General features: G+C 65.8%; 16 protein-coding genes. 8 read left to right on the top strand and 8 right to left on the bottom strand.

The window, feature by feature from the left end; all coding sequences use genetic code 11:
• The first annotated feature begins 48 nt into the window (after positions 1 to 48).
• The 4 genes from RIL96_RS06370 to RIL96_RS06355 all read left to right on the top strand — a co-directional run bounded on the left by RIL96_RS06370 (position 49) and on the right by RIL96_RS06355 (position 5686).
• A complete protein-coding gene (locus RIL96_RS06370; RefSeq protein WP_310548177.1) occupies positions 49 to 1308 on the top strand; it encodes an MFS transporter in 1260 nt (419 codons plus the stop codon).
• A 439-nt stretch (positions 1309 to 1747) separates the two neighbouring features.
• A complete protein-coding gene (locus tag RIL96_RS06365; RefSeq protein WP_374761858.1) occupies positions 1748 to 2122 on the top strand; it encodes a hypothetical protein in 375 nt (124 codons plus the stop codon).
• 58 nt (positions 2123 to 2180) lie between these two features.
• Positions 2181 to 5255: a DNA polymerase III subunit alpha gene (gene dnaE, locus RIL96_RS06360; protein ID WP_310548176.1), complete on the top strand. Its 3075-nt coding sequence runs from the start codon at positions 2181 to 2183 to the stop codon at positions 5253 to 5255.
• Positions 5231 to 5686 (top strand): OB-fold nucleic acid binding domain-containing protein, encoded by a 456-nt coding sequence (locus tag RIL96_RS06355; RefSeq protein ID WP_310548175.1) that lies wholly within the window; start codon positions 5231 to 5233, stop codon positions 5684 to 5686. The genes dnaE and RIL96_RS06355 overlap by 25 nt, the downstream gene beginning before the upstream one ends.
• A 53-nt stretch (positions 5687 to 5739) precedes the next feature.
• Here RIL96_RS06355 and RIL96_RS06350 read toward each other — a convergent pair whose 3' ends face one another.
• Both RIL96_RS06350 and exaC read right to left on the bottom strand, forming a co-directional pair.
• The gene (locus tag RIL96_RS06350; protein WP_310548174.1) at positions 5740 to 6126 is read right to left on the bottom strand and encodes a DUF779 domain-containing protein; all 387 of its coding nucleotides are present in this window, start codon (positions 6124 to 6126) and stop codon (positions 5740 to 5742) included.
• Positions 6127 to 6169: 43 nt separating this feature from the next.
• Positions 6170 to 7693, bottom strand: coding sequence for an acetaldehyde dehydrogenase ExaC (gene exaC / locus RIL96_RS06345; protein ID WP_310548173.1), 1524 nt, complete (start codon positions 7691 to 7693; stop codon positions 6170 to 6172).
• A gap of 407 nt (positions 7694 to 8100) precedes the next feature.
• Here exaC and RIL96_RS06340 point away from each other — a divergent pair, with 407 nt between their 5' ends.
• Both RIL96_RS06340 and adhP read left to right on the top strand, forming a co-directional pair.
• Complete coding sequence (locus RIL96_RS06340) at positions 8101 to 9513, top strand: GAF domain-containing protein (RefSeq protein WP_310548172.1); 1413 nt, start codon at positions 8101 to 8103, stop codon at positions 9511 to 9513.
• Between the two features lie 68 nt (positions 9514 to 9581).
• Positions 9582 to 10613: an alcohol dehydrogenase AdhP gene (gene adhP / locus RIL96_RS06335; protein ID WP_310548171.1), complete on the top strand. Its 1032-nt coding sequence runs from the start codon at positions 9582 to 9584 to the stop codon at positions 10611 to 10613.
• 174 nt (positions 10614 to 10787) lie between these two features.
• Here the strand turns inward: adhP and RIL96_RS06330 are convergent, their stop codons facing one another.
• Positions 10788 to 11894 (bottom strand): GAF domain-containing protein, encoded by a 1107-nt coding sequence (locus RIL96_RS06330; protein WP_310548170.1) that lies wholly within the window; start codon positions 11892 to 11894, stop codon positions 10788 to 10790.
• Between the two features lie 100 nt (positions 11895 to 11994).
• Here RIL96_RS06330 and RIL96_RS06325 point away from each other — a divergent pair, with 100 nt between their 5' ends.
• Positions 11995 to 13899: a flavin-containing monooxygenase gene (locus tag RIL96_RS06325; RefSeq protein WP_310548169.1), complete on the top strand. Its 1905-nt coding sequence runs from the start codon at positions 11995 to 11997 to the stop codon at positions 13897 to 13899.
• 100 nt (positions 13900 to 13999) lie between these two features.
• Here RIL96_RS06325 and RIL96_RS06320 read toward each other — a convergent pair whose 3' ends face one another.
• Together RIL96_RS06320 and RIL96_RS06315 are read right to left on the bottom strand one after the other, a co-directional pair.
• On the bottom strand, positions 14000 to 15037 hold the full coding sequence (locus tag RIL96_RS06320; RefSeq protein ID WP_310548168.1) for a heme o synthase: 1038 nt from the start codon (positions 15035 to 15037) through the stop codon (positions 14000 to 14002).
• 176 nt (positions 15038 to 15213) lie between these two features.
• Positions 15214 to 17298 carry a DNA gyrase/topoisomerase IV subunit B gene (locus RIL96_RS06315; protein ID WP_310548167.1) on the bottom strand — a complete coding sequence of 695 codons (2085 nt, stop codon included), beginning with the start codon at positions 17296 to 17298 and terminating at the stop codon, positions 15214 to 15216.
• Between the two features lie 314 nt (positions 17299 to 17612).
• On the opposite strand from RIL96_RS06315, the gene RIL96_RS06310 reads away from it, so the two are divergent.
• The gene (locus RIL96_RS06310; RefSeq protein ID WP_310548166.1) at positions 17613 to 17831 is read left to right on the top strand and encodes a DUF7455 domain-containing protein; all 219 of its coding nucleotides are present in this window, start codon (positions 17613 to 17615) and stop codon (positions 17829 to 17831) included.
• A 267-nt stretch (positions 17832 to 18098) separates the two neighbouring features.
• Here RIL96_RS06310 and RIL96_RS06305 read toward each other — a convergent pair whose 3' ends face one another.
• The 3 genes from RIL96_RS06305 to RIL96_RS06295 form a co-directional block, all read right to left on the bottom strand.
• Positions 18099 to 19706, bottom strand: coding sequence for an RNA polymerase sigma factor (locus RIL96_RS06305; RefSeq protein WP_310548165.1), 1608 nt, complete (start codon positions 19704 to 19706; stop codon positions 18099 to 18101).
• A 227-nt stretch (positions 19707 to 19933) separates the two neighbouring features.
• Positions 19934 to 21139: a DUF4192 domain-containing protein gene (locus RIL96_RS06300; protein WP_310548164.1), complete on the bottom strand. Its 1206-nt coding sequence runs from the start codon at positions 21137 to 21139 to the stop codon at positions 19934 to 19936.
• Positions 21140 to 21315: 176 nt separating this feature from the next.
• Entirely contained in the window at positions 21316 to 22566 is a 1251-nt protein-coding gene (locus RIL96_RS06295) for a PAC2 family protein (protein ID WP_310548163.1), read from the bottom strand.
• Between the last annotated feature and the right edge of the window lie 306 nt (positions 22567 to 22872).

Here is a 22872-nt window from a genome sequence, read left to right as displayed (position 1 = left end):
ACGGTGCAGGCTGCGCAGGCGGTTCAGGCGATGTCCTAGGGTGTGGGTGTGAGCGATCCTCGTCCCACCAGGCTGTTCCCGCTGCGCACAGTGGTCTTCGGCGGGCTCGTGCCCTCCTTCGTATTCAGCCTGGGAGTAGGCGCAATGCTGCCGATCATCGCTCCCTACGCGGTCGGTCAGGGAGCTTCTCTCGCGATGGCTGGTGTGGTCGCCGCGATGCTGCCGGTGGGTCAGATCATCGCCGATGTCCCTGCCGGAGCGTTGGCGGCGAAGATCGGCGACCGGGCGGCGATGCTCCTCGCCGCCTTCGCCGCAGCGCTGGGTTTCCTCGCTGCTGCTGCGGCCCCCTCCCCGCTGACTCTGGGTGGGGCGATCCTGCTCGTCGGTGCCGCCAACTCCGTGTTTCAGCTGGCCCGGCCTTCCTATCTGACGGAGGTGACGCCGCTCGCGCACCGGGCGCGGGTGCTCTCCACGTTAGGTGGAGCGATGCGTCTGGGACAGTTTCTGGGCCCCTTCCTCGGGGCGCTGGTCATCCACAGCGGAGAGCTGCGTGTGGTCTTCCTCGTGGCCTTGGCGACGGCTGTGCTGGCGGGCCTGGTGGTCGCGTTCTCCGGGGTCGGTGCCGCTAAGACAGCCGACGGCGGCGATGGCGCCGGTGAGCATCAGGGCTCCGAGAACACTGCGGCGCGCCGAAGCCTGCGTGAGGTCTTCGTCTCTCAACGGCGGCTCTTCGCCACTTTGGGAGCCGCCGTCGTACTGATCGGCTGTCTGCGCGGCGCCCGTCAGCAGGTGATCCCCCTGTGGGGCGAGCACATCGGCATGGACCCGACGACGATCTCCCTGATCTTCGGCATCGCCGGAGGTATCGATGTCCTGATGTTCTACCCGGCGGGCAAGATCATGGACCATTTCGGCCGGCTGTGGCTCGCCGCACCGGCCATGCTGATGCTGGGCGCCGCCACAGCAGCACTGCCGCTGACCTCCACCGCGGGTCAGATGACACTGGTGGCGATGCTGATCGGACTGGGCAACGGCCTGGGCTCCGGAATCCTGATGACCGTAGGGGCCGACGTCGCTCCCGCTGATGCCCGACCGCAGTTCTTGGGACTGTGGCGTCTGATGCAGGACAGCGGGCTGGCCATCGGCCCGCTGCTCCTCTCCGCCGGTGCCGCTCTGGGCTCCTTGGCCGCAGGCGTGCTGGTCACTGCGTCGATGGGCCCCTTGGCCTCTGCCGCACTGGCACGCTGGCTTCCGCAGTTCTCTGCACAGGCCTCCCGCCGTACACGACGGCACGCCGGTCTGGGCTGAGCCTGTATGAGGTGAGCTCGCTGCGCTGGGTGGATTGAGCTGCCGTGATGATGTCAGAGGTCCCCCGTAAGCTCCTCCTTGTCTTCGAAAGTATGTTCGAACTACGATGTGAGGGCAGGGCGCGGGCGGACTCCGTCGTCAAGCTCTTCCCATCGTCGGCGAACACCTACACCCGGGCTCCTCCCCGTAGAGGGGCCGACGAGAGGGAGTCGAGCTGATGAACACCCCCACCACCCCTACGCTCCCCGGAGTCTCTGCCCGCGGGGCAGTGCGCCTGACTCCTCCGAAACGAGCCCGCGAATATGCGCGAGAACAGCATTCAGCTCAGGCAGGGCTGATGAGTGCGTCGGCTGCTCCTGCACATCTCTCGCGCGGGCCAGCACGTCCACCAGTGAACCCACCGTCAGGCACGCAGCGGGGCACACCACAGGGCTCACCGTTGACGGCACCGCTTCAGGTGGAATGTGAGGCCGCCGGGGTGCCGGTGCGTCTGTTCTGGCAGCAGCAGTGGCACAGCGTCATAGCCCCTGCGGTGCGTTGGTTCGAACGACGCCGCTGGTGGCTGGAGGAACCCCGGGCCGAACGAGGCCGCCGTGGCGTAGTCGATCACGAGATCTGGCGAGTGCAGATCCAGGGAGATGGCCCCATCGAGGTCGGTCTCGGCACTGCCGAGTCCCCTGCTGCTGACTCCCCTGCTGCCGAGGACGCCGCGGACCAGTCCCACAGCACGGAATCCCCCACGCCGGAGATCTACACCCTGGATGTGAGTCGGCATCTGACCTCAGGCCGGTGGCGATTGCTGCGGGTCCACTGAACTCTGGCCCACGAGCTTCATACAGATCGTTCTCAATGCTTTCCAGGGATCGTCACCCATGAGTTTCGTCCATTTGCACGTCGCCTCTGCCTACAGTGCACACTACGGAGCCAGCCGTCCGGAGGAGCTGGTTCGTGCGGCAGCACAGGACGGCGCAGAGATGTTGGCCTGCACGGGCCGTGATGGCCTCTACGGTGCGATCAAACATGTCTCAGCCTGCCGACGCTACGGCCTCTGGCCCATCCTCGGAACAGATCTGGCGGTCGCGGCCCCTCTCACCGGCCGAATCGTGCTGCTCGGACGCGGCAGTTCCTCCGGGTACGCCGCTCTGTGCCGGGCGGTCTCGGCCGCCCATGCCGGTACAGCACAGCCTGCAAATCCCCAGACGTCCCCACAGCTGAGATGGGAGAAACTTACGGAGCTGGTCGGAGGCCATGAGCCACAGCTGTATGTGCTGCTCGGCCCTCAGAGCGACGTCGGCCGGGCCGCAGCCGCCCGTCACTACGCTGAGGCCCGTCAGCTGCTCCTCCAATGGCGGAGACTCCTGGGCCAGCAGGCGCTGCGAGTAGAGGTGGTCTCTCATCTCGCACCTCCCGGTGAGGCGCTGTCCACCTCCCATGCCGCCCGGATGCTCAGCATCGCCGAAGACTGCGGCATCACTCCGGTGCTGACGAATATGGTCCGTTTCGCCAGCGAGGAGGACGCGGCCACTATCGATGTGCTCGACGCTGTCCGGGTCCTCTCCAGTATGCAGAGCACACAGACCTTGCAGCCCAATGGACAGGGCTGGTTGAAACCTGCCGCTGCGATGGCACGGATCGCCGAGGAGATCTGTTCGACTTCGGCCCATACCCGCACCGCAGCAGCCGGACTGGTGGAGAACACCCGGCGTCTGGCTGAGGACTGTGCTTTGGATCCCTCCAGAGACATGAGCTACGGAACGCCGAAGGTCCCCGAAACTCGGATCATCGGACTCGGGAAGGAAGGGGCCGCCGGCAACCCCTCCCGTGAGTTGGCCCAACGCTGTGAAACTGGACTGGCCCTGCGCTTTCCCACGCTCGCCCCGGGCGGATCCGGGGAAAATACGACAGCGGCGGCCGACCTGCGTCATCGGTTGGACCACGAGCTGGGAACCATCAGAAGACTCGGGTTCTCCAGTTATTTCCTCACCGTCGCTGAAGTCGTGGATATGATCGAAGACCTCGACGTACGGGTCGCTGCCCGTGGTTCAGGGGCCTCTTCCCTGGTGAACTATCTGCTGCGGATCTCCCAGGTCGATCCGATCCGTCATGGTCTGGTCTTCGAGAGGTTCCTCTCCGAGCGGCGGTCCACCCTGCCGGACATCGATCTCGACATCGAATCTGCCCGCCGTCATGAGGTCTATCGGAGCATCTTCGACCGCTTCGGCGCGGAACGGACCACGCTGATGAGCATGCAGAACAGCTATCGCATCCGTGGAGCAGTCCGTGATGCCGGGCTGGCCCTGGGGCTACCCGGCGAACAGATCGACCAGATCGCCGAGATGATGTGGCGTTTCCCTGCTGAGCAGTTCCGTGAAGCTCTCACGGAGAAACCCGAGCTGCGCGGCCTTGCCGCACAGTTGGAATCCGAACGTGCTGCCGGACGTCAGCAGCTGGACCTGCTGGTGGACCTCACCGAGCGTCTGGATCGGCTGCCGCGGCATATCTCCACCCACCCCTGCGGGATCATTCTGGGCGATCAGCGGCTGCTGGACCTCACACCCACCCAGCCCTCCGGGGTGACGGGGCTTCCGATGAGCCAGTTCGATAAGCATGACATGGACCCGATGGGCTTCCTCAAGCTCGATGTGCTCGGCGTGCGGATGCAGTCCACGATCTCCTATGCGCTTCAGGAGGTGCATCGGACCACCGGGGAACGCATCGAGCTGGACTCCCTGGACACCTCTGACCCGCCGACCTACCAGATGATCCGTTCCACTGAGACTCTGGGCTGCTTCCAGATCGAATCCCCTGGGCAGCGGGAACTGGTCGGCAAACTGGTCCCGGAGAGCCTCGAGGACCTGATCCTCGATAGCTCGCTCTTCCGTCCCGGCCCGATGGAATCGGGCATGGTGACTCCCTATCTCGAGCGACGGCATGGTTTCACCGCGATGCGGACTCCGCACCCTGATCTGACTCCGATCCTGGCAGAGACCTATGGCGTCACGGTCTACCACGAACAGGTGCTGCGGATCTTCGACACCATGACTGGCTGCGGCCTGGACGTCGCCGATGAGTTCCGACGTGCCCTGGGCACTGCTCGGGAAGGCTCCGTAGAAGACAAGTTCCGCCGTCGGGCGCAGAGGCGGAACTATTCGGCAGAGGTGATCGATGAGGTCTGGAACATCCTGCACTCCTTCGGGTCCTTCGGGTTCTGCAAGGCCCACGGAGCGGCCTTCGCCGTGCCGACTTTCGAATCAGCCTGGTTGAAGGTACATCATCCGGAGGCTTTCCTTGCGGGACTCTTCGAACATGATCCGGGAATGTATCCGCTGCGGCTGCTCATCGCCGAAGCCCGACGAATGGGTGTCGCGCTGCTGCCGATGGACGTCAACCGCTCCAGCGGTCATTACCGGTTAGAAGCACTCGATGAGTCAGGTACAGCGCAGGGGCAGAAGAAGAGCCGATGGGCCGAGCTGCCTATGGGGAGACAGCGGTTTGGCATTCGGATGGCACTGACCAGTCTGAAAGGAATGAGTCAGGCTGAGCTGACGCGGATCGTGGCCGGCCAACCCTATGACTCGTTGGCCGATTTCCGGGATCGTGCCCGCCCCCGGCGTCCGACGTTGCGGGCCTTGGCGAAGGTCGGTGCCTTGGACTGCTTCCTCACAACGCCGTCTCAGCAGGAGCGCTTATCTCGCCGTGGAGACGTAGTGGCCCTGGTCGAGCAGATGACAGCGTCAGCCCCTGCGGCTTCGGACTCCGGCGCCTCGGCACTTACCTCAACCACCAGCTCTCTACACGTCCTCCACACTCCGCGCCCTCTGCCCGGCAGCCCCGGCATGCCGCCGGGCAGCTGCCGCTGCCCTTGGGAGACCTCCAGCTGCCGGTCATGCCGCTTGAGCATCCTGCTCCGAAGAGTTCCGAGGTGGTCAGTGATGAGCTGGCATTGACCGGTATCGACGTCACCGCTCATGTGATGGAGAACCACCGGGAGGCCCTGGCTCAGCACCGGGTGACCTACGCCGAGGACCTGCAGCGGCTGCGCAGCGGAATGGTGGTCCGTGTCGCGGGGATCCGCGTGGCGACTCAGACACCACCGATGGCCAGCGGGCGCAGAGTGGTGTTCATCAGTCTCGACGATGGAACCGGCTGTGCCGACGTCGCCTTCTTCGAGGAGGCCCAAGAACACGCCGGCGAGATCCTCTTCACCGCCCAGCTGATGCTCGTCGAAGGCACAGTGCGTCGTACCGGGCCTCGCGCCGTGAGCATTCAGGCGCTGCGGGCCTGGGACCTGCGGGCCGACGGCCCACAGAAAGAGGTCCGTGTCCCGTCCCCGGACTGGGGGCGGGACACGGACCTCTCACGGATCTCTTCCGGCTGATCCCTTTCGCCGCTGAACTCTGCCTCAGGTGACGCAGAGACTCAGAGGGAGCCTCAGCCGGTGGTCACCGGAGCCAGCGCAGCCGACTCCTCATCGGTGAACAGCCTCGAGCGGATGACGAACCGATTTCCGGTCGGCCCCTCGATGGAGAACCCGGCCCCGCGGCCCGGCACCACATCGATGGTGATGTGCGTATGGGACCAGTACTCGAACTGTGCTTTGGAGATCCATACCGGGACCGCCTCCGGCGTGCCGGGTTCCAGTTCACCCAGCAGGACGTCAGCCGGTCCGGTCATGAAGGTCCCCTGCGTGTAGCACATCGGGGCGGAGCCATCGCAGCAGCCGCCCGACTGATGGAACATCAGCGGCTGTCCGTGAGTCTCGCGCAGTTGACGAAGCAGCTGCGCGGCCTCGTCACTGACATCGACCCTCTGTGCCATCGCGATCACCTCCTCGTCTGGGCTGCTGCCGGCTTGCTGCCGATCAGAACAGCCCCATGGGGTCCTCAGAGTAGCTGACCAGCAGGTTCTTCGTCTGCTGGTAGTGATCCAGCATCATCTTGTGGTTCTCCCGTCCGATACCGGAGTTCTTGTAGCCGCCGAAGGCCGAATGGGCCGGGTACTGGTGGTAGCAGTTGGTCCACACTCGGCCGGCCTGGATCGCACGGCCGGCCCGGTAGGCCGTGTTGCCGTTGCGGGACCACACCCCGGAGCCGAGTCCGTAGAGCGTGTCGTTGGCGATCTCCATGGCCTGATCGAAGCCGGAGAACTCCGCGACAGAGACCACCGGACCGAAGATCTCCTCCTGGAAGATCCGCATGGAGTTGTTTCCGCGGAAGATCGTCGGGGCCACGTAGAAGCCCTCCGAGAGGTCTCCACCAAGATCGACCTGCTCGCCGCCGGTGAGCACCTCGGCACCCTCCTGACGCCCGATGTCCAGGTAGGAGAGGATCTTCTGAAGCTGGTCGTTCGAGGCCTGAGCCCCGACCTGGGTGTCAGTGTCCAGCGGGTTGCCCTGCACCACCTTCTTGGTCCGGGCGACGGCGTCATCGAGGAAGCCGTCGATGATCGAGGAATCGATGAGCGCACGTGAGGGGCAGGTGCAGACCTCTCCCTGGTTCAGGGCGAACATCGCGAAGCCTTCGAGCGCCTTCTCGTAGAAGGAGTCCTTCTGCTCAGCGACGTCGGCGAAGAAGATGTTCGGGCTCTTGCCGCCGAGCTCCAGGGTCACCGGGATCAGGTTCTGCGAGGCATACTGCATGATCAGCCGTCCGGTGGTGGTCTCACCGGTGAAGGCGATCTTGCTGATCCGCGGGCTCGAGGCCAGCGGGGCTCCCGCCTCGGCGCCGAAGCCGTTGACCACGTTGACCACACCGGCGGGCAGCAGGTCAGCGATCAGTTCGATCAGCACCATGATCGACGTCGGGGTCTGCTCCGCAGGCTTGATGACGATGGCGTTGCCGGCAGCCAGTGCCGGAGCCAGCTTCCAGGTGGCCATCAGCAGCGGGAAGTTCCACGGGATGATCTGGCCGACCACGCCCAGCGGCTCATGGAAGTGATAGGCGACAGTGTCCCCGTCGATCTCCGAGATGCCGCCCTCCTGGGTGCGGATGGCACCGGCGAAGTAGCGGAAGTGATCGATCGCCAGAGGAATGTCCGCCGCCAGGCACTCCCGGATGGGCTTGCCGTTCTCCCAGGTCTCGGCCACCGCCAAGGTCTCCAGGTTCTCCTCCAGGCGATCCGCGATCCGACTGAGCACCAGACCACGTTCGGCCGGTGAGGTCGCTCCCCAGGCCGGAGCAGCCTTGTGAGCGGCGTCAAGGGCGAGCTCGATGTCCTCGGCCGTGGACTGTGCGACCTCGGTGAAGACCTTGCCGTTCACCGGTGACGGGTTCTCGAAGTACTGGCCCTTCACCGGCGCGACCCACTCACCACCGATCCAGTTGTCGTACCGGGACTTGAAAGTGACCTTGGCGCCTTCGGTGCCGGGCTGTGCGTAGACGGTCATCGTGACTCCCTTCCTGGGAAAGCTGCGTCGACTCACAGGATCTCCCCTGAGTGCAGCTGACGGTGTTCTCGACAATCGAGAGTGATGTGGATCACTCTACTGGCCCGAGACTATGCCTCGCGAGGTTGCACCGCCGTTGCATCCCCGCAGCACACTCCAGGGGTGGGCCCAGAGGTGGGTCCCACGCAAGATTTCAGAGCAAGATTCCAGGGCGAGACTCCAGAGCAAGATTCATCGAGCAACAAGGGCAAGTACGCCGGTGATGTTACTGCGGCGTCGCGGTGCCAGTAACGACCAGCACCGCTATGATGGTGACTCAAGACACATATCAGGCTGGGTACTCCTGTACGACCAGCCCCAGGCCAGAACCACAACCCCTCCGCCTGCGCCAGGAGTGACGTCTTTACGTGAGCACCTCCCCCGGGGAGTCGTCCCCTTGGTCCGCTGCCAATCCACTGCTGCGCGAGTCGTGGAAGCGCTCGCGCGGCTATGTCTCCGATCCGCTCTTGGCCCTGGCCCCCATCACCCTGGACGAGATCGGACTCCATGAGCTGCGCCGCGAACATCCTTTGGCTGGGGTCATGCCCATCTTCGACAGGATGCTGACCCGCCCGGCCGCCGATGCCGGGCTCATCGTCGGCGTCGGGGACGCCCGCGGTCGGCTGCTCTGGGTCGATGGGAGCCGACCGACGCTGCGCCGGGCGGAATCCGTGGCCTTCCAGGCCGGGGCCGACTGGTCAGAACGGGCCATCGGCACCTCCGCGCCTGGCACCGCGCTGGCCACCGGGCATGGAGTGCAGGTCCACCAGGCCGAGCACTACGCGCACCACGTCCAGGACTTCTCCTGCACTGCCGCGCCGATCCGTTGCCCGGTCACCGGCGAGGTGCTCGGCGTCGTCGACGTCACCGGTGGCTCTGAGGCAGTCTCGACGCATTCGCTACCGCTGATCCTGGCGGCCGTCGACGCCGCACAGCAGGAACTGCGTCGCCTCCGTGCGCCGCTGCAGGTTTCGCCGGACTCTTCTGCCCGCCCCGTACCCCACCCTGCACCACGCTCGGCGATCACCAACCCCCGCAGAGCCAGTCACGCTGCGCCGTCACCGCGCACTCCGCCTGGGGCGCCTGGGGCGCAGGGTGCCCCGGACCGCCGTTCGACCCACGCCGGCCATTCCCTCGGCCAGGAGCCCGCCACCGTCGAGGGCACCCTCGTCGAACTGACCGTGCTGGGGGTCGATCGCCCGCACCTGCGGGCCGGCTCCCGCTCCGCAGAGGTGACACTGCGCCACGCCGAGATCCTGACTCTGCTGCTGGGTGAGCAGAGGCGGGGTCAGACGGGGCATGGGATGAGCGCCGAGGCTCTGGCCGAAGCCCTGTTCGGCGCACCGGGGCATGAGGTCTCGTTGCGCGCCGAGATCGTCCGACTGCGCCGTCGCCTCGCGGCAGTGATCGGCGCGGAGCATCTGGAGATCGCCTCCCGGCCTTACCGGCTGATCGGGCGGATCACCTCCGATGTCGAGCAGATGCTCCACTGCCTGACCGACGGAGACCGCGATACCGCACTGACGCTCTGGGCAGGTCCGCTGCTGCCGACCTCAGAATCACCACAGATCGCCTCCCTGCGCCGCGAGGCCGAGGCCGTGCTGCGCGAGTCCATCATCCAGGACGGCGACGCCGAGCAGATCTGGCGCTACCTGGAGGCTGCGCGCGGACCTGTTGACGATGAGGTGCTGCGCACCGCGCTTCAGGTGCTGCCTGCCGACTCCCCGCGACGCGCGGTACTGCTGGGGCGTGCAACGGCGATGCAACCTGAGTGTGACTAGAGTCACAGGTGCCGTCTCGGGCCGCACATTGATGTGTCGCCTGAAAATCGCGAAGCGAGGAGAATCCTATGAGCACTATGCGAGCAGCTGTCGTCGAAGAGTTCGGCAAGGACCTCAGCGTCACCTCCCGGGAGATCCCGACGCCGGGCCGCGGGCAGGCCCTGGTCAAGCTGGTGGCCTCAGGTGTCTGCCACACAGACCTGCACGCCGCGCAGGGTGACTGGCCGGTCAAGCCCACTCCCCCGTTCATCCCCGGCCACGAAGGCGTCGGCGTCGTCGAGCAGGTCGGCGACGGTGTGGAGAACCTGAAGGTCGGCGATATGGTCGGCAACGCCTGGCTATGGTCCGCATGCGGCACCTGCGAGCACTGCCGCACCGGATGGGAGACGCTGTGCGAGTCTCAGCTCAACGGCGGATACAGCACCGACGGCTCCTTCGGCGAGTACATGCTCGTCGACGCCGCCTACGCGCCGCTGATTCCCGAGGGCTCAGATCCGCATGAGATCGCTCCGGTGCTCTGTGCCGGCGTCACCGTGTACAAGGGACTGAAGATGACCGGCGTGCGTCCGGGCCAATGGGTCGTGATCTCCGGCGTCGGCGGGCTCGGCCACATCGCCGTGCAGTACGCCGTGGCGATGGGGATGCGTGTGATCGCTGTGGACATCGCCGATGACAAGCTCGCCCTGGCCGAGCGCCACGGCGCGGAGCTGACCATCAACGCCAATGGACCCGACCCGGCCCAGCAGATCCAGGAGAAGGTCGGCGGAACCCACGGCGTGCTGGTCACCGCTGTGCACCCCTCGGCCTTCGGCCAGGCCATCGGCATGACCCGTCGCGGCGGAACGATCGTCTTCAACGGCCTGCCCCCGGGTGACTTCCCGGCGCCGATCTTCGACATCGTCCTCAAGGGGCTGACCATCCGGGGCTCCATCGTCGGCACCCGTCAGGACATGGTGGAGGCCTTGGAGTTCTACGCCAACGGCAAGATCCACCCGACCTTCACCCGGCGCCGCCTCGACGATGTCAACGCCGTCCTCGATGAGATGGAGCACGGCAAGATCGAAGGCCGTGTGGTCCTCGACTACACCGAGGAGAGCTGAACCCTGTCCTGAACAGCACCGTGCACTGAACAGCACCGTGCACTGAGACCACCGGGGCGCAGCCATGGGCATGACATGGCGGCGCCCCGGTGGTCTCAGTGGGTCGGCCACCCAGGGCCGGGACCGCTGCCCGCCACCCCTGCAGGTGTGCGGTGCAGCAGGCCCGGCCCTGATTCATGAGGCGGTCTGCCTCATTGCGATATCCGTGCCGCGCCACCGCCGCTGCTGGTCTAGGCTTCCATAATCCGCCACCACTCGTGCCGCCTCGGACTCCCACCAGGCGCATCGTGCGGTGAGTACCTCGGACTGGGCCTGCGGCAGCGGCGGAGAGTTCAGCAGGCGGAGCACGTTCTCCGCATCACCGGCCGCCAGAGCCTCCTCGAGATCCCGCACATCGGAGCTGACGTGGGGATCATCCAGCGCGTAGGGATCCGAGGTGATGGGCAGACCGGTCGACTGACGCAGCCGGTGGACCTCAGTGCGCACGGTGCCGGGACGCCCGGCATCACCGTAGAGCTCGGCAGCGAGCTCCCCCGCCGTCCACCCCCGGCTTCTGCCCAGCAACAGGGCCAGCGTCTCTGCCCGCCGCCGGCTCAGCAGCCGCGTCCCATCAGGCCCCTCCACCCGGGGGATGCCGTCGAGAAGGATGATCCGGCGCCTCGGCACCTCCTGCGCCTGCTCATCGCACTCCCGGTCTCGCACGGCACCGAGCACTCCGGCACGCAGCAGCTCGGTGCTCATCTGCGCCAGAGTCTCCACCATCGAAGCCACCTCAGAATCGATCTCCTCCCGGCGTCCCGAGACGTCCAGGACACCCAGAAGGACGCCGCTGAGCGGGTCGATCAGCGGGGCGGCCATGCAGCTCCACCGGCCGTGCGCCCAGGCGAAATGCTGCGCACCGACCATCCGCGCCGGACGGCCGCTGCGCAGCACCTGGGAGATCGCGTTGGTGCCGACACTGGACTCCGACCAGTCGGCGCCTTCGACGAAGCCGATGCTCTCGGCCTCATCTATGATCCGAGGCGCACCGCGGCGCCAGAGCACTCTGCCGTCTGGGCCACTGAGGATCATGAGCTGCTCACGGGAGCTTCGCCTACTCAGAGTGCTGCACAGCGGCTCGACCAGAGGGGCGATTGCGCTGCGGCGCTGTCGATCCTCGATCTCCCGGGCATCAGCCACAGTGCTCGGTGCCTCCAGCTCCGGGGAGAGCCCATGCGCCAGACATCGACGTCGTGCCGCCTCATCCATCGGATATGCCGTCGAGACCTCTGTGACGCTCATGCAACCCCCACTTCCCTATACTCCTTCACCATGGATATGTGAGACAGCTCACAGTCTAGCGAAGGCTTTCCATCCCATGCCGGAACCCCAGGAGGCACAGATGACGATGAACACCCACGCAGGTCATTCCCTGGCCGCTGAGGCGGCGATCGGCGAACATGCCGGAGCCGACCATCCGCCCCGCGGCGAGGATGCCCTCGGCGCAGAGAAACCCTCGCCTGAAGCTGCCCAGACGGCAGGCACCTGGTTGGATGACTTCGCGTCAGCGCTCGCGGCCGCCGACGTCGAACGTGTCCTCGCGTGCTTCGAACCGGCAGGTTTCTGGCGCGACTTCGTAGCCTTCAGCTGGAATCTCCACACTGCCGAAGGCCATGAGGGCATCGGTCAGCTCGTCGAGGCCACAGCTGCTTCGACGCAAGCCCACAGCTGGCGCCTGTCCGAGCCCCCGAGCATCGACGACGACGGCGTCATCCTGGCCTGGCTCGAGTTCCGCACCGCCGTAGGCTATGGACAGGCGGTGGTACGCCTGCGTGAAGGAAAGGCCTGGACCCTGCTGACCATGCTCGATGGCCTCATCGGCCATGAGGAACCCACCGGCAGACGCCGTCCGCGCGGAGTGACCCACCAGATCACCCCCGGCAGGCGCACCTGGGCGGAGCAGCGCCGCGACCGCGAGGAGGCCCTCGGTGACACCGAACAGCCCTACGCGCTCATCGTCGGCGGCGGTCAGGGTGGGATCGGCCTGGCCTCACGCATGCACCACCTGGGAGTCCCAACCCTCGTCGTCGATCGGTACGACGCCCCGGGAGACGCCTGGCGCAACCGGTATAAGTCGCTGCACTTACACGACCCGGTCTGGTACGACCACCTTCCCTATCTGAAGTTCCCCGACACCTGGCCGGTGTTCCCCTCGAAAGACAAGGTGGCTGACTGGCTGAAGCACTATGTCGACATCATGGAGATCCCTTATTGGGCGAAGACCACCTGCCGCAGCGCTTCCTGGGATGAGACCACCGGGCGATGGCAGGTCGAGTTGGCGCGCGACGGCCAGCAGATCACGCTGTATCCCACCCAGCTCATCTTCGCTCTCGGCGTCTCGGGATACCCCCAGATCCCTGAGCTTCCGGGACAGGACCGCTTCGCCGGAGAGCAGCACCACTCCTCTGAACATCCCGGCGGAGAGGCCTACCGTGGTCAGCGGGCTGTGGTGATCGGTTCGAACAACTCCGCTCATGACATCTGCGCCAGTCTCTGGGAGCACGGTGCCGAGGTGACGATGGTCCAGCGCTCCTCCACACATATCTCTCGTAGTGAATCGCTGATGGACCTGGCCTTAGGCCCGCTCTACTCCGAAGCTGCGCTGGAGGCCGGTATCGACACCGATCGGGCGGATCGGCTCTTCGCCTCCTGGCCGTACCGTCTGCTCCCGGAGGTCCAGCGCCCGGCCTTCGCGGAGATGAAGCGTCGGGATGCCGACTTCTACGCCGCACTGGAGCGAGCCGGCTTCGCTCTGGACTTCGGGGAGGACGACTCCGGGCTCTTCCTGAAGTATCTGCGCCGCGGCTCGGGCTATTACATCGACGTCGGGGCCTCCCAGCTGATCATCGACCAGCAGGTGGGCTTGGTGTCAGGGCAGGTGGACCATCTCACCGAAGATGCCGTGGCGCTGGCCGACGGGACTGAGCTCGCAGCCGACCTGGTCGTCTACGCGACCGGATACGGCTCGATGAATCAGTGGCTGGCCGATCTCATCTCCCCGGAGACCGCCGATGCCGTGGGCAAGTGCTGGGGCTACGGCTCGGAAACCACTCGGGACCCCGGCCCCTGGGAAGGTGAGCTGAGGAACATGTGGAAACCGACGAACGTGACCAATCTGTGGCTGCACGGCGGCAACCTGCATCAGTCACGGCATTACTCGAAATATCTGGCCCTGCAGCTCAAGGCCCGTTACGAGGGCCTCGACACTCCGGTCTACGCGCTGCAGGAGTCCCACCACACCGCCTGAGCCCCAGTACCCTTTCGAAGCGCCGTGCTCAGCGGGCGATGCGAGCTTCGCTGAGCCCGCCGTCGGGAACCTCTCCAGTGGAGAAGGTTCCCGACGGCGCTCAGGCCATCAGGGCAGGACCGATGAAGGGGTCGATTGCCAGACCCACGAACAGCAGCGTCAGATACATGATGGACAGGTGGAAGACCCGCATCGCCTTCTTATCGGTGAGCGTGTCCTCCTGAGCCTGCCGGTGCAGCACGTGGGACTCATAGAGGAACCACGCCCCGGAGACCACGGCGAACGCCGTGTAGGTGATTCCGGCCCAGCCCATCGGGATGAGCAGCAGCGAGCACACCACGGTGGCCCAGGCGTAGAGCACCACCTGCACGGAGACGGTCTTGGCTGTGGCCACGGCCCCGAGCATGGGCACCGACGCCGTCTGGTAGTCGGTGCGGTACTTCATCGACAACGGCCAGTAGTGCGGCGGAGTCCAGAGGAAGATGATGAAGAACAGGACCACCGCGGGCCATTCCACCGTCTCGCGCACTGCGGCCCAGGCGATCAGCACGGGGAAGCAGCCGGCCAGCCCGCCCCAGATGATGTTCTGCTCAGTGCGCCGTTTCAGGATCATCGTGTAGATGACGACGTAGAAGAACATCGCTGCCGCGCCCAATGCAGCGGCCAGCGGATTCGCCCCGAACCACAGCACGGCCAGTGCCGCGATACCCAGCGCGGTGGCGAAGACGAGCGCCTCACGGGGGCTCACCTCACCGGTGACCAGCGGCCTGCGCTTGGTACGGTTCATCAACCGGTCCATGTCCCGGTCGATGTAGCAGTTGAAAGCACCGGCGGATCCGGCGGCGAAGGCCCCGCCGACCATCGTGGCGAGCACGAGCCAGAAGTCCGGGAACCCGCGCTGCGCGAAGATCATCGTGGGCAGTGTGGTCACCAGCAGCAGCTCGATCACCCGCGGCTTGGTCAACGCGAACAGCGCCGAGGCCTTCTGCCGCCAGCGCGGGCCGCGGCGGCTGCCCGAGGATCCCTCAGCCTGGGCGAGATCTGCGGCGCCGCCGACGTCGTCCGCAGCGTTCAGGACAGGTCCGGAGGCGGCACCTGACGGGGGCGCACCGGCAGAGGCGGAGGGTTTCTCAGTCACGTGTGGACTCGCTCAAAGGTTCGAGGGCAAGGGCGATCGATGACATTCTAGCCCCCTTCAGCCTGTGGGCGTCGGACTCCGGCGGTCTTCCCGCCGGATATTTCGACACAGCGTAGAAGACGTGCAGGACACGGCCGCAGCACACAGATCACCACACCCAGATCGTCACAGACACATCAGGCGTCGATGCGCTCCTTGGCCACAGCCTCCGAGCCTTGGATGATGAAATCCTTGCGCGGCGCAACGACGGAACCCATGAGCAGGTCGAAGATGCGCTCGGCCTCTTCGGCATCCTGGACACGGATGCGTCGCAGTGACCTGCGTGCCGGGTCCATCGTGGTCTCCGAGAGCTGGTCTGCGTCCATCTCACCAAGACCCTTGTACCGCTGAATAGGCTCCTTGTATCGCAGTCCCTCATGCTCCAGAGTCGAGAGCAGCTGGTAGAGCTCAGCCTCCGAATAGGTGTACCTGACCTCATTGGCGCGGCGCCCCGGGTGGATGATCTCCACGCGGTGCAGCGGCGGCACGGCGGCGAAGACCCTGCCCTGCTCGATCATCGGCCGCATATACCGGAAGAACAGGGTCAGCAGCAGCGTACGGATATGCGCGCCGTCGACGTCGGCGTCGGTCATCAGCACGACTTTGCCGTACCGGGCGGCGTCGATGTCGAAGGAGCGGCCTGAACCGGCACCGATGACCTGCAGCAGGGCCGCACATTCGGCGTTGGAGAGCATGTCCGAGACGGAAGCCTTCTGGACGTTGAGGATCTTCCCGCGGATCGGCAGCAGGGCCTGATAGTCCGAGGAGCGCGCCAGCTTAGCCGTCCCCAGCGCCGAGTCACCCTCGACGATGAACAGCTCCGAGGAGTCGACGTCCTTGGAACGGCATTCCACGAGCTTGGCAGGCATCGTGGAGGACTCCAGGGCGTTCTTCCGCCGCTGGGTCTCCTTGTGCATCCGCGCGGAGATGCGGGACTTCATCTCGGAGACGACCTTCTCCATCACCGAGGTGGCCTGCTGCTTCTCCGCCCGACGGGTCGAACTCAGCCGCCCGGTGAGCTGCTTCTCGACCAGCCGGGAGACGATCTGCCGGGCCGCCGGTGTCCCGAGGATCTCCTTCGTCTGGCCCTCGAACTGTGGCTCCGCCACCCGCACGGTGACCACGGCGGTGAGCCCGGCCAGCACGTCGTCCTTCTCCAGCTTGTCATTGCCCGCCTTCAGGCGGCGGGCGTTGGCTTCCACGGCCTTGCGGAAGGACTTCAGCAGCGCCTGCTCGAAACCAGCCAGGTGGGTGCCGCCTTTGGGGGTGGCGATGATGTTGACGAAGCTGCGCACCGTGGTCTCATAGCCGGTCCCCCAGCGCAGGGCCACGTCGACCTCGCAGTCCCGCTCGACGTCCTGCATGTGGCTGTGTCCGTCGTCGCCGAGCACGGGGACCCGCTCGGTGAACGTCTCCTGACCCTGGATCCGCCAGATATCCGTCACGGACGGATCGGGACTGAGGAAATCGGTGAACTCGCCGATGCCGCCGTCGAATTGGAAGACCTCTTCGACAGGGCCCTCCGGACCACGTTCGTCACGGACAGTGATGCGCAGCCCTGGCACGAGGAATGCGGTCTGGCGCGCACGAGCGGTCAGCTCCGCATCATCGAAGCGGGCGTCGGCGGTGAAGATGTGACGGTCGGCCCAGTAGCGGATCGAGGTGCCGGTGACCCCGCGCTTGGCTTTGCCCACGACCTCCACCGGGGAGCCGTCCTGGGCGGCGGTGAACTCCGCCTCCGGGTCTGGGCGTTGGCCGGCGAAGGTGCCGGGCTCACCGCGCCGGAAGGACATGGCGTGGACCTTGCCCGCCCGGGTGACCTTGGCGTCCAGACGCGCCGAGAGCGCGTTGACCACCGAGGCACCGACTCCGTGCAGACCACCCGAGGCGTTATAGGAGCCGCCGCCGAACTTTCCTCCGGCATGGAGTTTGGTGAAGACCACTTCGAGCCCGGAGAGCCCGGTGCGCGGCTCGACGTCGACGGGGATGCCGCGGCCGTCGTCGGAAACCTCGACGGAGTCGTCGCGATGCAGCACGATCGAGATCGTGGAGGCGTAGCCTGCCAGCGCCTCATCGACGGAGTTGTCGATGATCTCCCAGAGGCAGTGCATGAGCCCGCGTGAATCGGTGGACCCGATGTACATCCCGGGGCGTTTGCGCACTGCCTCCAGGCCTTCGAGCACGGAGAGATGCCGTGCATCGTATTCGGATCGCTGGGCCACGGGGGTCCTTTCACATGGTGGACTGCATATCGGGTGCCGACGACGACAGGTGCTCGGGGCGACAGGTGCTCACGACGTCGGGAATCAGGACATCGGGGTCCAGCGTAGCCCGGAACATCCCGTCTTCCCGGGAGGCAGAGGTTTACCGGATGCACGGTCCGGATACGCTGTCCGGATACGCGGTGAGCGAAAGCAGGCCCGTGGACCGCGTCTGTGCGAATGTCTTCGGCCCAGACGTGGTTGTATGGTGCACAACCTCGACGAGACCCGTCGGAGAGTCTGATGCGCGTGAATGACGCAAGGAGGCGATTGTCATGTCCAGCACTGCAGGAACGCTGGAAGCTGAGACGGCCGTGCTGACCGCTGAGCACCGTTGCGACCGTTGCGGGGCGCAGGCCTACGTGCGAGCTGCACTGTCCTCCGGTGCCGGAGTGCTGCTCTTCTGCAACCACCATGCACGCCAGGTCGAGGACACGCTGCGTCCGCAGACCTCCGAGTGGCGGGATGAGTCGGCGCGGCTGACCACCACCTGATCTCCGCCTCATCTGATCGGCAGCCGCCCTGAACCGTCGTTCAGAGACGTCACGGCAGCTGCGCAAGGGGCCCGATGCATGATCATCATGCATCGGGCCCCTTGCGTGTGGCCTGATATGTCGGCTCGTATGTCGCCTTGCTTGTCGGCTCCCTGGCGACTTGTCTTGTGGCTGGCTGAGGGACTGAGCGGTCTGGCCTCAGTGCTCTGCCCGGCTGGGGCGCCTGCCGAGCAGAGCACTCAGCCCAGGTGACTCAATCCAGGTGACTCAGTCCAGGTAGTCCCGCAGGACCTGCGAGCGGCTGGGGTGGCGCAGCTTCGACATGGTCTTGGACTCTATCTGCCGTATACGCTCCCGGGTCACCCCGTAGACCTTGCCGATCTCGTCGAGGGTCTTCGGCTGGCCGTCGGTGAGGCCGAAGCGCATGGCCACCACTCCTGCTTCCCGCTCAGCCAGGGTGTCGAGCACGGAGTGCAGCTGCTCCTGCAGCAGGGTGAAGCTCACGGCGTCAGAAGGCACGACCGCCTCGGAGTCCTCGATCAGGTCACCGAATTCGGAGTCGCCGTCCTCACCGAGCGGAGTGTGCAGCGAGATCGGCTCCCGGCCGTACTTCTGGACTTCGACGACCTTCTCCGGGGTCATGTCCAGCTCCTGGGCCAGCTCCTCCGGCGAGGGCTCGCGGCCGAGGTCCTGGAGCATCTGCCGCTGCACACGGGCGAGCTTATTGATGACTTCGACCATATGCACCGGGATACGGATGGTGCGGGCCTGATCCGCCATGGCGCGGGTGATCGCCTGGCGGATCCACCAGGTGGCATAGGTCGAGAACTTGAAGCCCTTGGTGTAGTCGAACTTCTCCACCGCACGGATCAGACCGAGGTTGCCTTCCTGGATCAGATCCAGGAACAGCATGCCGCGCCCGGTGTACCGCTTGGCCAGCGAGACCACCAGACGAAGGTTGGCCTCGAGGAGGTGGTTCTTCGCCCGTCGACCATCGGCGACGACCAGCTCCATGTCCCGGCGCAGACGCTTATCGGTGATGTCCCCGGCACCGAGCTTATGTTCGGCAAAGAGCCCGGCTTCGATGCGCAGAGCGAGATCCACCTCCTGCTCAGCATTGAGCAGGGCGACCTTACCGATCTGCTTGAGGTAGTCCTTGACCGGGTCTGCGGTGGCGCCGGCTGAGACGACCTGCACGGCAGGGGCGTCATCGTCGTCGGCGTTGGAGATGACGAAGCCGCGGCCTCGGCTCTCCTCTTCCTCAGCTTCTTCGTCCTTGACCGCCTTCTTGGCGTTCTCGACGATGGCTTCGGCGTTCTCCTCATCACCGGCGACAGCGGCGACCTTCTTCGCCACCTCTTCTTCGTCGCCCTGTTCCAGAGCCTTGGCCACAGCCTGTTCGAGCACCTCGGTGGGAGCAGCCTGCTCCTCGGCGCGCTCCTCCTGCTCGGCCTCCGCAAGCACCTCATCGACGGGGTCCGCGGCCTTCTTGCGGGAGGCCGTGCTCGAGGAGTCGGCGGGTGATCTCTTCGCCTGTGCGCCGGAGGCATTCGAGGCCGATGTCTTCGCGGCCGAGGTGCCTGAGGTGGAGGCCTTGGTGCTCGAGGTCTTCGCGCTGGAGCTCTTGGACTTCGATGCGCCGGACTTCGAGGTGGACCGGCTCGCCGAGCCTGTGCTGCTCTTCGCGCTCTTGCTGCTCGTGCTCTGAGCGGCCTTCTTGCCGCCCTGGGCAGCGGTGGTGCGCTGGGAACGAGCAGACCCCGCAGTGGAGGCGGCAGAGGCTTCGGCAGTCTCCTGCTCGGTGCTGGATGTGGACGTTGTGGTGGACACAGTGACCTTCCGACGTAGGCGTACGCGCGGTGGATGTCGACTCATGGTCAACACACCTATGACCCTGTCAAGACCTCTCCGGTGCCCAGATCGCGAGACGACCCCCTGACGGAGGCCTTCTCATCGACGCTGAGCACGGTGAGGCTGCAGGGTCTCAGAGCGCGTCAACACCGCACCCGGCCGATTCATTCCCAGCCGGGCTGAGAATCTTGGCAGACCTTCGATTGCTAGCCGATCGCTGGCCGAGCTTCTCCGCGGGACCTCCCGGTGCCTCACGGAGCAGAAGACGTGCGGGAATATTCGGACCAGCTCTGTGCCGTGACTCGCGCCCACGGGCAGATCATTCCGGTGTTCACCGCCGTGGAGAGCAGCTCAGTGAGCTGATGCCCCGGTGCGGCGGCGATTACACGGTCTAAGAGCACGCCTGCAACCGCGCCCCGTCCCTTGGCCCATTCGATCCAGGACACCATGGACAGCAGCTCCGGTCCGGAGTATCGGTCGCCGAGAGCCAGCAGTACTCTGCACAGTACAGATGCCCGTTCCATGCGGTCCCATCGGGGTGCTGATCCGGTGGATCCGGTGAGCGTCTGCCGAAAGAGCTCTCCTGCGCTCTGAGCGGTGCGCAGATCCTGAGCGGCCAGCACCAACACCGCATCACGCACCGTATTGTGCTGCAGGGATCTCAGGATCAGCGCGACGACGTCGACGTTCTCCGCCAGCCACTGTTCCACCGCTGCAAGGTCCTCCACCGACGGGCAGGATTCGAGGGCGACCTCCCACAGCGGCAGCGCGTCCTCCGGTGCCGGTGGCGTCTCCCGGCTGCGAAGCATCTGAAGCTCCCGGCGGATGCTCGTGCTCAGCGAAGGGTCCACCGCCTGATGCGGCAGCAGCATCTCTTCGGCGATCTCTTCTGGTGTGTGGGCGATCATGCTGCCCTGGTAGACCATGTGGGTGTCCACAAGGCTCCCGGAGGCGGAGCCGACGGGGGTGCCCGGAAAGGGACAGCATGCGGCGTCGAGGCAGTCGTAGTCACGGGCATAGCCGCCGCCGACCTGCCAGATCTGGAACACGTCTATACCTAAACTGCCTTCGAAGACGCTGCGCAGCGCCTCACATAACCCCGCGTAAGGGCGCATCCACGGATCATCATGCCTCGGCGGTGCCGGGGCGTGGTCGACGTACAGCAGTGCGACGACGGCTGCGGGTGGACTCGGTACGTCCGGTCCACTGAGATACCGTGCGGCCGCCACAGCCAGCGCGACGGGGTCCTCTGCGGCCGGGCTGAGATCAAGCCGCAGGTGAGCACCAGTCCTCGTGCCATGCAGGCCGATCAGCACCAGCGAGCGTGTCGGTGTATACCCCAGCGTATGTCCCACCATGGCCAGGAGATCACCCGGTTCCTGGATTTTCACCACGACGGGCGCAGAGGGGTCGAGAGCGTCGTCAGTCAGCGGGGGCTCGAAGGCATCTGTGGTCATAGGGACCATCGTTCAGAACCACCGCGAATCCGGGCCAGAGCCCTCCGGCGGCCTGGGGATTGTCCGGGCATGTCGAGCCTGAACCACCCCGCTGTGGAAGAGCACCGTACCTGACACAGTGCGGCACGTGGCGTTACCGGTAAGAGCAGGTGCCCCTGAGCGGAAGACGGCGGGACTCAGTCCCCCCAGCCCTTATCCTGCTCCTCATCCTGTCTCTCGTTCTGCTTCTGCCTCGGGTCTCCGGCTGAGCCTGCGGCCGTATCCTCCGGAGATTGCATAGGACGCATGCGGAGGAACTCCTCGACTGCCGCGCCGAGCTCCTCGGCGTCGGGGACGGCGTCGTCGTCTTTGACCAGCAGGGAGCGCTGAGTCGTGCTGGCGTACTGATCGAAATTGCGCTCCAGCCGTTCGACCAGGGCCTGGATCTCCGCGTTATCCGCCGTCTGGGAGGCGATGTCCTGCTCCACCTGCCGGGCAGACTCCCGGAGCTCATCGGTCGGGAGCATGACCTCCATCGCGGCACCGGCGTATTCCAGCGCAGAAACCGCCACCTGCGGGTACCGGCCTGACGCCAGGTAGTGCGGCACATGCAGGGAGTAGCCGACGACGTCCCGCCCGGCCTCCTGCAAGCGCAGCTCCAGCACCTGGTGGATGCCGGCCTCGAGCTGAGCCGAGGGCGACCACGTCGAGATCCCCTCGATCAGGTCATCGCGTGTGCCGTGAGCGGTCACCCCCAGGGGCCGCGTGTGCGGCACCGGCAGGCCGAGGGAGTCCACGACGACGGTCAGCCCCACGTCGAGCCGGTCCACCATCTCCACGACCGCGTCGATGACCTGCTGCCACCTAAAGTCCGGCTCGTCTCCGGTGAGCAGCAGGAAGGGACGGTCCATCGCATCGCGCAGCTCATAGAGCCCGAGGTCAGGCCCCTGGTAATCCTGGAAACGCCCCTCGGTGAAGGTCATCCGCGGACGGCGTGAACGGAAGTCGAAGATCTCATCAGTATGGAACCCCGCCAGGCGGCGATGCGGCAGTCCGCCCAGCAGCGTCTCCGAGAGCTGGCGGCTGAGAGTGCCTGCGTCGGTGTGGCCGGTCAGTGAGACCAGCAGAGTCGGGGCCTCGCCGTCTCCACGGTCCGGCCCCACCGCCCCTGAGAGTACCCGTTCCAGCGAACCGAGGGACTCGTCCTGTGCCTCGGCGCTCTCAGCGGTCTCTTCGGCATGCGGCTCAGCGGCCTCGCGCTCGTCGTCGGCGCGGCTCGCCTGACCCCGATCCGCTTGGCCCCGATCCGCCTGACTCTGGCCCGCATCGTCCGGGCCATCGCCTTCGGCCTGTGTGTCACCGCTCGCCGAGCTCTCAGCCGTCGTCTGGTTCTGCCAGTGCGCAGGGTCGTCGGGCTCAACGTCCACAAGGTCCATCGGGTCATTCATGAGCGCCTCGTCTTTCCTGCCACTGCCACCGTGGGTCTCCACTCGGCGGGTCCGTCATGATCTTCTGCTGTGCAACAGGACTCAGCCGCTGCACATTCCCACACCACGCCCACACCACACCCCCACCCCGCCTGCTGGGAATCTGTCAGCTCCGATAGGATCCCTCTCAGGTGCCCCTGCTCTCAGGTACCCCTGTGTGGGTCAGGGATGCTTCAGCCCGGGTGCCGGCGTTGCCAGATGTATCCACCAGATGTATCCAGATGTATTCAGACGAGACGACACGGTCTCCCCACGGAGACCACAGAC

Source organism: Nesterenkonia aerolata, assembly GCF_031470965.1.
Taxonomy (GTDB): domain Bacteria; phylum Actinomycetota; class Actinomycetes; order Actinomycetales; family Micrococcaceae; genus Nesterenkonia; species Nesterenkonia aerolata.
This window is presented reverse-complemented; position numbering and strand designations above follow the sequence as displayed.

Bases quoted from the DNA above. Each gene is read 5' to 3' on its own strand.
- RIL96_RS06295 (WP_310548163.1), bottom strand. From the start codon at position 22,566: ATGAATGACCCGATGGACCTTGTGGACGTTGAGCCCGACGACCCTGCG.
- dnaE (WP_310548176.1), top strand. From the start codon at position 2,181: ATGAGTTTCGTCCATTTGCACGTCGCCTCTGCCTACAGTGCACACTAC.
- RIL96_RS06310 (WP_310548166.1), top strand. From the start codon at position 17,613: ATGTCCAGCACTGCAGGAACGCTGGAAGCTGAGACGGCCGTGCTGACC.
- adhP (WP_310548171.1), top strand. From the start codon at position 9,582: ATGAGCACTATGCGAGCAGCTGTCGTCGAAGAGTTCGGCAAGGACCTC.
- RIL96_RS06350 (WP_310548174.1), bottom strand. From the start codon at position 6,126: ATGGCACAGAGGGTCGATGTCAGTGACGAGGCCGCGCAGCTGCTTCGT.
- RIL96_RS06325 (WP_310548169.1), top strand. From the start codon at position 11,995: ATGACGATGAACACCCACGCAGGTCATTCCCTGGCCGCTGAGGCGGCG.
- RIL96_RS06305 (WP_310548165.1), bottom strand. From the start codon at position 19,706: ATGAGTCGACATCCACCGCGCGTACGCCTACGTCGGAAGGTCACTGTG.
- exaC (WP_310548173.1), bottom strand. From the start codon at position 7,693: ATGACCGTCTACGCACAGCCCGGCACCGAAGGCGCCAAGGTCACTTTC.
- RIL96_RS06300 (WP_310548164.1), bottom strand. From the start codon at position 21,139: ATGACCACAGATGCCTTCGAGCCCCCGCTGACTGACGACGCTCTCGAC.
- RIL96_RS06330 (WP_310548170.1), bottom strand. From the start codon at position 11,894: ATGAGCGTCACAGAGGTCTCGACGGCATATCCGATGGATGAGGCGGCA.